Here is a 9,871-nt window from a genome sequence, read left to right as displayed (position 1 = left end):
TTCGGCGTCGGCAGCCGAGGCGGCCGGCTCGTCGCCGACCAGCTCGACGAAGTCCGTCGCGGGACCGAAGGACGCGGCGGGCAGTCCGGACCGTGCCACCACGGCGGCGAAGCCGTCCGTGGTGGCGACCAGGACGTCATGGCCGACGGCGCGGGCGGCCCAGGCCAGCGGCACCAGAGGGAAGAAATGGCCACGCAGCGGCGCAGTCGTGAACAGCAGTCGCACGGTGACTCCACTTCGTCTCCTCGGCCCGCGCGTGGCCGGCGGTCAGCAAAGGCTGTGCATGCAGGCAAGCAGGCTGCGCGCCTCGATGTTGAGGTAGTGACCGTGGCGGAGCAGGTCCTGTAGCTGCCGGACGGTCATCCAGCGGAAGTTCGACGGCACGTCGATCGGCATCGTCTCGTCGGCCTCGATGATCTGGTACCTGGTGAGCGCCTTGTAGAAGCGCCCGCCCTCCTCGGAGAGGACGGCGTCGTAGTGCGTGACACCCGGCTGGGAGATCAGCAGGTCGCGGGTGAACGGGTCGTCGATGTCCGTGGGTTCCGTGCCCGGCAGGAGGTGGACGGTCGGCGCCATCTCCACCATGTCCATCAGACCGTACTCCGGCCTGGCCTGGACGAGCAGGTGCAGCACGCCCCGGATGGACCGCGCGAAGAACACCGCCCGTCCCTGGCCACGGGGGTACAGCAGGGGCTGCGTCCAACGCTGGACCTCCCGGGTTCCGGCCTCCGCCTCGACCGCGATGATGCGGAACCGCCGGCCGTCATGGTCGGCGATCTCGTCGTCACCGCGCTTCCAACCGGCGACGCCCTCCAGGGGGACCAGCCGGGCGGTCCAGTCGTAGCGGGTCTTCGCCTCGGTGAACCAGCTGAGGATCTCCCCCATCGCGTGCAGCGGCCGCGTCTCCGTGCCGTCCACCTGATGCTGGTAGGAGCGGACGAGCGCGTCCCTGAAGGCGTCGTCGGTCGGCGCGCCGTCCTCCTGCGGCAGCTCGAACGGCATGCACGACAGCACCGTCCGCGCGTCCATGTTGACCAGGTTGTCGATTCGGGTCAGTTCACGGATCTGGGCCAGGCTGAGCCAGCAGAAGTCCTCGCGGACGGGAATGTCCCCGGTCACGAGCACCACCATGTTGCGGTTGCGCTTGCGCCAGAACCAGGCGCCCTGCTCCGACTGCAGGACGTCCACCAGTACCTCGCCGCGGCCCGGCCCGATGAAGCACTCCAGGTACGGAGTGCCGGTGCCGCGGTGCACCCGGGTGTAGTTGCTGCGCGTCGCCTGCACGGTCGGCGAGAGCTGGAGCGTGTTGACGTTGCCGGGCTCCATCTTCGCCTGCATCAGGCAGTGCAGGACACCGTCGAACTCCTTGACGACGATGCCGAGGATACCGATCTCCGACTGGTTGATGATCGGCTGCGACCAGGTCTCCACACCGCCGTCCCGCACCCGCAGGCCCTCGATCGTGAAGAACCGGCCGCTCTCGTGTCCGAGGTTGCCGGTGTCCGGTTCGAAGGCCCACGCGTCCAGCCCGGAGAAGGGAATCCGCCGCACGGCGAAGTGGCCGGCCGCGTTCCGTTCGGCCCACCAGTCATGGAAACCGGAGATGGACATGAGCGCGCCGTCGTCTGCTCTGCCGTCCGTTCCCGCGTGCGACGCGGCGAGTCGGGTCATGATGGCGGGCCTCTTCCTGTCCTCGGTTCGTTCGGGTGGCCGTCGGTGCGCGCGAGCAGCGCTCAAACCGTGGCCAGTACGGCACGCAACGTGTCGATGACCCGCTCCTGATCGGTGTCGGAGAGCGAGGGGAACATGGGCAGGGAGAAGATCTCGTCGGCCGCCGCCTCGGTGACCGGCAGGGACCCCTTCTCATAGCCGAGGTGGGCGAAGCCCGACTGGGTGTGCACCGGCCACGGGTAGCTGATGTTCAGCGAGATGTCGCGCGCCTTGAGGGCCTCTATGATCTTGTCCCGCCTGGGGTGGCGCACCACGTAGACGTAGTACACGTGGTCGTTGCCCGGCGCCGTCCTGGGAGTCACCAGCTCGGTGTCCGCGAACGCCTGCTCGTAGCGTGCCGCGATCGCGCGCCGCTTGGCGATGTAGTCGTCGAGCCGGGTCAGCTTGCGGCGGAGGATCTCGGCCTGCACCTCGTCGAGCCTGCTGTTGTAGCCGGGCGTGCTCACGACGTAGTACTGGCTCTCCATCCCGTAGTAGCGCAGCCGGCGCAGGTTGGCGGCGACCTCGGCGTCGCCGGTCATGGTCGCGCCGCCGTCGCCGTACGCTCCCAGCACCTTCGTCGGGTAGAACGAGAACGCCGCCGCCTTACCCGTCGAGCCCGCGATACGGCCGTGCCGGCGGGCGCCGTGCGCCTGCGCACAGTCCTCCAGGATCGGCAGGCCATGCTTCGCGGCGATCGCCTCCAGGGGCGCCAGGTCCACGCACTGGCCGTACAGGTGGACCGGCAGGATGCACCGGGTGCGGTCGCTGACCACTCCCGCCACCTGCTCGACGTCCATCAGATAGGTCTCCGGGTCGATGTCGACGAACACCGGTGTGGCGCCCACCGCGTCGATCGCCAGCACCGTGGGCGCCGCCGTGTTCGAGACGGTGATCACCTCGTCCCCGGCGCCGACCCCGAGGGCCCGCAGTCCGAGCACGATGGCGTTCGTCCCGTTGTCGACTCCCACGCAGTGCTCGACACCGTGATAGGCCGCGAACTCCTGCTCGAATGCCCGGACCCTCGGTCCCAGCACCAGCTGCCCCGAGCGGAACACCGTGTCGACCGCATCGAGGATGTCGTCGCGTTCCTTCTCGTACTCCGGCAGATAACCCCATACATAGAGGGTCATCGGGGCACGTCACCTCCAATACGCAAAGACCCGTTCGGCATGTGGCCGGGGACTCAGACGATGTGCTTGAGAAGATCCACGCCGTGCGCGTCCCAGCCTTCGCGATAGATCGCGAAAACGTGGACGTCCCACACCCGGCCGTGGAAGTACATGTGCTTGGGCAGGACTGCCTCCGCCTCGACCATCGCCGTGTGCGGCTCGGTGAATCCGAGACTTTCGGCGCCGGCCTCGATGGCGTGGAAGTACACCTTTCTGGTGCGCCACATCGCGAAGGCGAAGTTGACCGTGAGCGCGACCGCGTCCGTCCTGACCTCGTCCGGCTGACCGGCCAGGTGGACGTCGGCCCGAAGGTGACCCGCCGGAGAGAGGTCGGACAACGTGCTGAATCCGACGATCTCCCCGGTGTCCTTGCGGTACACCAGGAAACAGGCGGCCAACCCCTGCCCGAAGGTGTCGACGAACCTGTCGATCACCGGCAGGCCACCGTGTCCCAGCCGGAACAGGATGTCGTAGACCTTGGCCGCGTCCTTGACACCCGCCGGCCGCAACTCGATCTGCCTGGACTCTGTGTGGGGAAAGAGCATTTCTCGGTCATCCTCGTTTCGGAGTCCGGGTTCCGGCGACATGAAATGGCATTCACCCGCCAGGCGGCACAGATTTCTGGACGTCGATCGGGAAAACATGCGCGGTCTCATACCGTAGGCCGTCCGCCCGTCCCGCCAGCGGGACAGGACAGGCGCGCATCGAATCAGCATGCCTTCTGAAGACCGGGGAGCCGAAACCCTTCGGGTGTTTACCAGGTCTACCACACCGGATCGTTCACCGGAATCCCACTGATATTTCCATCGCCACGGAAAAGCATGAGACCGTACGGTGAACCGGTCTTACGCTATTGCCCCCGCCGCGACGCCGTGACTACTGTCGTCGACGTTTAGGTGTCCACCTACAAAGCTCCGTTTCCGAGCGGGACCCGCGAAAGCACTTCGAAGCGGTGTCGATTCGAAACTCGCGTAGATATCACCGCGACCGCACGAAAGGACAAAAGACATGTCGGATAAAGACCTTGCCGCCGGCGTCGACCTCACCCTGATCGACGACGTGGAGCGGATGGTACGGGGCACGGCGGAAATGATCTGCGCCGAGCAGCCCGACGTGCCCCAGCCGGAGTCCCTGCACGACCTCGACTCGTTCTCGATGGTCCAGGTCCTGCTGGAGCTGGAGAACACCACGCAGCTGAAGCTCCTGGAGCGGTTCGAGGGTTTCGAGGGCGAGACATTCCGCGACCTCGCCGAGTTCATCGTCCGCTTCACCGCCAAGGACGACGAGCAGCAGGAGGCCTCGGAGGAGCTCCGCGAGCAGACGACGCCGGTATAGCGCCACCGGCCCGTGCGCTGTCCCGCCAGCGAGACAGCGCGGCGGTGGCATGACCGGAATCCGAGGCGTCGGCCGACGGGCGGAGAAAACGCAGTCATGCGCCGCGCACGCCCAAAAAAAACAAGCGTCCAACAATCGGTCCCATTTACCGGAACCGCTTCAGACGACAGGCCGTTCATTATGCCCGGAGACCCCACCGACACAGGATCACAACATGCCTGACACATCGTATGCGACCTCCCCAGGACAGGCCCGAGAACCGCTCGCGCTGCGCCCTCCGAGGCATCGGGTCGAACGGCGGGCGATCCTCATGTGGACGCTCAACGCACTGATCTGGGGAATACTCGTTGTCAGCGGCCTCGGCATCGCCTACGCGCTGGTGCCCGAAACCCGGCCGTGGCTGGGTCCGGTACTGGTGATTTTCGCGGTGATTTATGCGGTGAACATCGCGGTCATGCCCACCTGGCGTTATCTGGTGCACCGCTGGGAGATCACCGACCAGGCCGTCTACGCGCTGAACGGCTGGATAACCCGCGAATGGCGGATCACCCCCATCTCGCGCATCCAGTCCATCGACACCAGGAGAGGCCCCCTGCAGACCATGCTGGGGCTGGCCACGCTCAAGGTGACCACCGCGTCCAGGGAGGGCGCGATCAGCATCGCGGGGTTGACCGCCGCGGTGGCGGCCGAGCACTCGCGCAGGCTCACCGAGATCACTCAGGCCACTCCGGGAGATGCCACGTGAACGCCGGGAAGTCGGTGGACGAACCTCTCCCCGAAGTCCTGACACCCCCGCCCGCCGTGCCACCGCCTCCACCGGTGCCGACATCGGTGCCGACATCGGTGCGGGCGCCGGTGGAGGCGCAGGTGCCGGCGTCGGCGGAGGTACAGGTGCCGACGCCGACGCCGACGCCGACGCCGACGGAGGCTCGGGCGCCGGACGGCGAGGAGGCCCCGTGGCAACGCCTGAACAGCCGGTTGGCGTTGGTCGATGCGACCAGGTTCGTGCTCACCATCCTTCCCAGCGTGCTCGTCACCGTCGTCTTCGGGCGGGGTTTCGACGCCTGGCCGGTCCTCATCGCCAGCGCGCTGGGGGTCATCGTCAGCGTCATGGCCCTGCGACGCTGGCTGACCACCCGGTTCCGGATCACCGAGGACAGGGTCGAGATCCGCAGGGGGATGCTGGTCCGCAAGTACCGCTCGGTTCCCAGAGACCGGATCCGTACGGTGGACACCGGCGCGAAACTCCGGCACCGGCTCACCGGGCTCCGCGTGGTGACCATCGCCTCCGGCGAGGCGCGCACGTCGTTCAAGCTCGACGCGGTCGCCAAGGAGCAGGCCGAGAAGATCCGCGACGATCTCCTGGGCGTCCAGCGGAACGACGCCGACCAGCCCGAGGTCCCGAAGCGGGCGGAGGAGACCCTTCTCGCCCGGCTTCAGTGGTCCTGGTTCTTCTACAACGTGCTCAGCGTCTGGGCCTTCCTCGCCGCGGCGCTGTTCCTGTGGAGCACGAGCCTGACGCTGCAGATGTTCGACGTCGACCTCATGGAGATCATCCGTGATGCGATCGGGTGGGAGGCCCTCGGGGTCGGCTGGTCGATCGCCGTCGGAGCCGGCGGCGGCTTCCTGCTCGGCACCGTCGGCCTCGCGATCTCCTTCGTCAAGGAGAGGTGGAACTTCGAGCTGGTCCGCACCAGGACCGACGACGGCACGGCGCTGCTCACCAGGCAGGGACTCTTCCAGACGCGCGAGGTCTACCGCGACGACCGGCGCCTGCGCGGGATCCACATCAGCGAGCCGCTGCTCTCCCGCTGGATGGGGCTCGCCGAGACGGAGGTCATCTCAACCGGGCTGCGCTGGATTCCCGGCAGCGACGCCTCCAGCGCCATCCTGCCGCGGACACACGTCAGCGAGGCCCACCGGGTGGCGGTTCTCGTGCTCGGGGACGAGCACCGGCCGCTGCAGGCACCGCTTCGCGCGCACCCGCGTACCGCGCTGTACCGCAGGCTGGTGGGCACCGTCCTCACGCTGGGGATCGTCGCCGGCCTGCTGGCCTGGCTGGGGGCGACAGGAGCCCTCGTCCGCGGGCTCTGGCTGATCCCGGTCGCACTGATCCCGGTGGGCGGAGTACTCGCCTTCGTCGCCTACCGGTCGCTCGGGCACACGATGGCGGGGCCGTACCTCGTGGCGCGGTCCGGACTGATACGGCGGGCGACCGTCGTGCTCCAGCACCGGGGAGTGATCGGCTGGACGCTGAGCCAGTCTCTTCTCCAGCGCGCCCTGGGCCTGAAGACCGTCCGGGTGTCGAGCGCGGCCGGAGCTCGCTTCTACGAGATACCGGACATCGCTGCCGACGAGGCCGTGACGTTCATCCATGGCGGAACCCCGGAGCTGGTGGCCGAGTTCCTCGCGGACCGGCCGGCCGGAGATCCGCCACCCGACATGGGCCACGAGAACCCGTCCAGCTGACCTAGATCACCTACCTGGTGGACAGGGGGTAGAAAATGCGCACGACCAATCTCACGGATGGTTTCTCCGTGAGCGCGATCGGCCTCGGCTGCAGCTCCATGTCCCACGGCTACGGGCCGACCGAGCGGGATGACGAGGAGTCCGTCCGGGTCATCCACCGAGCCGTCTCCTACGGCATCGACATCTTCGACACGGCCGACGTCTACGGGCCGTTCACCAACGAACTGCTTCTGGGACGGGCGCTCAGATCGCATCGGGACAACGTGACGATCGCCACCAAGTGCGGCCTGGTGGTCATGCCGGACGGCAAGTTCCACCGCAACGGCCGGCCCGAGTACCTGCGGGCCGCCTGCGAGGGATCGCTCCAGCGGCTCCAGGTGGACGTCATCGACCTGTACCAGTTGCACCGCGTCGACCCCGCCGTCCCCCTCGTCGAGACCTGGGGAGCCCTGGGCGAGCTGGTCACCGAGGGAAAGGTCCGGGCTCTGGGCATCTCGCACGCCACCTGTGACGAGTTGGAACTGCTCCACTCGGTGTTCCCGATCACCGCCGTGCAGTACGAACTGTCGGTGTGGGCCACGGCCAACCGCGAGGACGTACTGCCGTGGAGCCAGAAGAACAACGTGGGGTTCCTCGCCTTCGCCCCCCTCGGCCGCGGATACCTGTCCGGCAAGATCGACCACTCGGCCATCGGCACGGAGGACTCCCGCAACCGGGACCCGCGCTTCCGCCCCGAGGCGATGAGCGCCAACCACGCGATCATCGAAGGGCTGCGCAGGGTGGGCGACCGGCACGGGGCCACTCCCGCGCAGGTGGCGATCGCCTGGACCCTGGCTCAGGGGGACAACGTGGTGCCCATCCCCGGGACGCGGAAGCTCCACTGGCTCGGGGACAACGCGGCCGCGGTCGACCTGCATCTCACCTCCGAGGACCTGCGTGACATCGACGACCTGCCGCAGGCGGTGGGCGAGATGAGCTGGGACCAGTTCCGCTCCGCGGGCGCCGACCGGCCGGCGCGCCGGGCCTGACCGAGCCGCGGCGGCGGATGACCCACCGGACCCTCACCACATCAGACGACGGGACACGAGAAATTGCTCTTTCCGCACACGGCGTCACGCCGCATCGTGCTCCATCCGGCGAGCAGCACCGACCAGGCGGACTTCGCCCAGGTCTTCGTGCGCACCGGCGTGGAGAGCATCCGCCCGGCGGTACGGCCCGCCCGGGGAACGATGAGGGCACACGCCATCTTCCACGTCACCACGAGGAGCACCGGCGAGCGTCTGGGCTTCGGCGGGCTCCACGCGCTCGACCCGGCGGGGCACATCAGGTGCGCCGTCTACCTGGACCCCCGGCGGGCCCGGCTGGGCGTGGGCTCCGAGGCCATCCTGCTGCTGGTCAACTACGCCTTCGCCACGCTGGACATCGACCGGGTGATCGGGCAGACCACCGAGGCCAGCTTCGCCTCCTTCGGGCTCACCGCCGGTGACCAGGAGATCGGCGCGCTGCGCGACCACATGTACTTCCGCGGGCGCCACTGGGACCTGCACAACTTCCAGATCGAGCGCGCCGGGTGGGAGGAGTACGTCGACAAGAACACCGACAGGATGCTTCACCCGTCGCTGAGCTGGCGGACCGCCCCGGCTCAGCCACTCGACGTGTCCTGACGACGGCGGTCGCGGCTCCCCGGCTACGACGACGAAGGAGATGATGTGGCGACGACAGCCGCGAAACCACTGATCACCGTGCTCGGCGCCTCGGGCCTCCTCGGGACGGCCGTCACCCGCGAACTGGCGGCCAGGCCGGTCCGCCTCAGGCTCGTCGGGCGCCGGCCCACCACCGTCCCGCGACGGTCCCGTGCCGAGGTGGAGGTCCGCCCTCTCGACCTGACCGGAGGCGACGCCGTCGCCGAGGCGGTCCGCGGCGCGGACGCGGTGATCCATCTGGTCGCGCACATGGGAAAGGCGAGCACATGGCGGGCGGCCGCGGCCGACCCCGCCGCGGAGCGGGTCAACCTCGGCCTGGTCCACGACCTCATCGACGCGGTCCGGGCACACCGCCCGGAGCGGCCGCCGGTGGTGGTCTTCGCCGGCTCGGTCTCGCAGGCGGGGCGTTCCTCGTCCGCCCGGCTCGACGGCAGCGAACCGGACGAGCCGCTGACCGCGTACGACCGGCACAAGCTGGCCGCGGAGCGCGCGATCGAGGCCGCCGACGCCGAGGGGCTGATCCGGGGCAGCACGTTGCGGCTGGCCACTCTCTACAGCCGGGGGACGGACCCGACCACGCTGGACCGGGGGGTGGTCTCGGTGATGATGCGCCGTGCGTTCGCCCAGCAACCGCTGACGGTGTGGCACGACGGTTCCACCAAGCGCGACCTGCTCTGCGTCGACGACGCGGCCGCCGCGTTCGTCACCGCGCTGGACCAGGCCGAGACGGCCTCCGGGCGGCACTGGCTGGTCGGCACGGGTCAGGTGACCAGCGTCGCCGACCTGTTCTCGATGATCTCGAAGGTCGTCGCGACCCGTTCGGGACGGCCACCGGTGCCGGTCGTCTCGGTCGCGCCCGCGGAGCACTCCATGCCCACGGACGTGCTGGACTTCGTGGCCGACCCGTCGGCGTTCCAGGAGGTCACCGGCTGGACCGCCCGCGTGCCGCTGCTGGAGGGGTTGGAGAGCGCGGCGGCCGCCATCGTGCACGAGTCCGCCTGACCACCTGACCACCTGACCGAAGGAGGAGAGCCCCGTGCGCGTCCTGTTCGCGGTGAACCCGGAGAAGAGCATCTTCCAGTACCTCGTGCCACTGGCCTGGGCGCTGCGCACGGCCGGCCACGAGGTGTGCGTCGCCGGTCAGCCCTCCTTCGCCAAGGTGATCACCCAGGCCGGCCTGACCGCCGTCCCGGTGGGCGAGGACCGCAGCTCGTGGCGGATCACCCAGAACAGGCAGGACATGCTCGACGCCCTGCGCGTCGGCATCATGGCGCCGTACGACGCCTTCGACGACCCGGCCAAGGCCACTTGGGACTACCTCAGGCCGGGGATGGCGAAGGCGGTGCAGGGCTGGCACCGGGTGAGCAACTTCCCGATCATCGGGGGTCTGGTGGAGTTCGCCCGCTCCTGGCAACCCGACCTGGTCATCTGGGAACCACTGACCTTCGCCGCACCGATCGCGGCCAAAGCCTGCGGCGCCGC

9 protein-coding genes and 2 pseudogenes are annotated in these 9,871 nt (G+C 68.6%); 7 read left to right on the top strand and 4 right to left on the bottom strand.

The features are described 5' to 3' along the window. The 4 genes and pseudogenes from ABZ260_RS38470 to ABZ260_RS38455 form a co-directional block, all read right to left on the bottom strand. A pseudogene (locus ABZ260_RS38470) lies at window positions 1-225 on the bottom strand (glycosyl transferase); the annotation flags it as partial. A gap of 42 nt (window positions 226-267) precedes the next feature. Continuing rightward, entirely contained in the window at window positions 268-1,671 is a 1,404-nt protein-coding gene (locus ABZ260_RS38465) for an NDP-hexose 2,3-dehydratase family protein (protein WP_355627312.1), read from the bottom strand. 62 nt (window positions 1,672-1,733) lie between these two features. Continuing rightward, window positions 1,734-2,843 carry a DegT/DnrJ/EryC1/StrS family aminotransferase gene (locus tag ABZ260_RS38460; RefSeq protein ID WP_355627310.1) on the bottom strand — a complete coding sequence of 370 codons (1,110 nt, stop codon included), beginning with the start codon at window positions 2,841-2,843 and terminating at the stop codon, window positions 1,734-1,736. A gap of 53 nt (window positions 2,844-2,896) precedes the next feature. Then, a complete protein-coding gene (locus ABZ260_RS38455; protein ID WP_355627308.1) occupies window positions 2,897-3,427 on the bottom strand; it encodes a GNAT family protein in 531 nt (176 codons plus the stop codon). A 463-nt stretch (window positions 3,428-3,890) separates the two neighbouring features. On the opposite strand from ABZ260_RS38455, the gene ABZ260_RS38450 reads away from it, so the two are divergent. The 7 genes and pseudogenes from ABZ260_RS38450 to ABZ260_RS38420 all read left to right on the top strand — a co-directional run. Next, window positions 3,891-4,217 (top strand): hypothetical protein, encoded by a 327-nt coding sequence (locus tag ABZ260_RS38450; protein ID WP_355627306.1) that lies wholly within the window; start codon window positions 3,891-3,893, stop codon window positions 4,215-4,217. 214 nt (window positions 4,218-4,431) lie between these two features. Next, window positions 4,432-4,962: a PH domain-containing protein gene (locus ABZ260_RS38445; RefSeq protein WP_355627305.1), complete on the top strand. Its 531-nt coding sequence runs from the start codon at window positions 4,432-4,434 to the stop codon at window positions 4,960-4,962. Continuing rightward, window positions 4,959-6,686, top strand: coding sequence for a PH domain-containing protein (locus ABZ260_RS38440; RefSeq protein ID WP_355627303.1), 1,728 nt, complete (start codon window positions 4,959-4,961; stop codon window positions 6,684-6,686). The genes ABZ260_RS38445 and ABZ260_RS38440 overlap by 4 nt, the downstream gene beginning before the upstream one ends. A 68-nt stretch (window positions 6,687-6,754) precedes the next feature. After that, window positions 6,755-7,714 carry an aldo/keto reductase gene (locus tag ABZ260_RS38435; RefSeq protein ID WP_355627302.1) on the top strand — a complete coding sequence of 320 codons (960 nt, stop codon included), beginning with the start codon at window positions 6,755-6,757 and terminating at the stop codon, window positions 7,712-7,714. 63 nt (window positions 7,715-7,777) lie between these two features. Further along, on the top strand, window positions 7,778-8,350 hold the full coding sequence (locus ABZ260_RS38430) for a GNAT family protein (protein ID WP_355627300.1): 573 nt from the start codon (window positions 7,778-7,780) through the stop codon (window positions 8,348-8,350). 45 nt (window positions 8,351-8,395) lie between these two features. Continuing rightward, on the top strand, window positions 8,396-9,391 hold the full coding sequence (locus ABZ260_RS38425) for an NAD-dependent epimerase/dehydratase (protein ID WP_355627298.1): 996 nt from the start codon (window positions 8,396-8,398) through the stop codon (window positions 9,389-9,391). A 34-nt stretch (window positions 9,392-9,425) separates the two neighbouring features. Continuing rightward, window positions 9,426-9,871 (top strand): annotated as a pseudogene (locus ABZ260_RS38420) (glycosyl transferase); the annotation flags it as partial.

The sequence above is a fragment of the Streptosporangium sp. NPDC006013 genome, assembly GCF_040614275.1.
Taxonomy (GTDB): domain Bacteria; phylum Actinomycetota; class Actinomycetes; order Streptosporangiales; family Streptosporangiaceae; genus Streptosporangium.
Note: the sequence above shows the minus strand (reverse complement) of the source record. Positions and strands in the feature narration are given on the sequence as shown.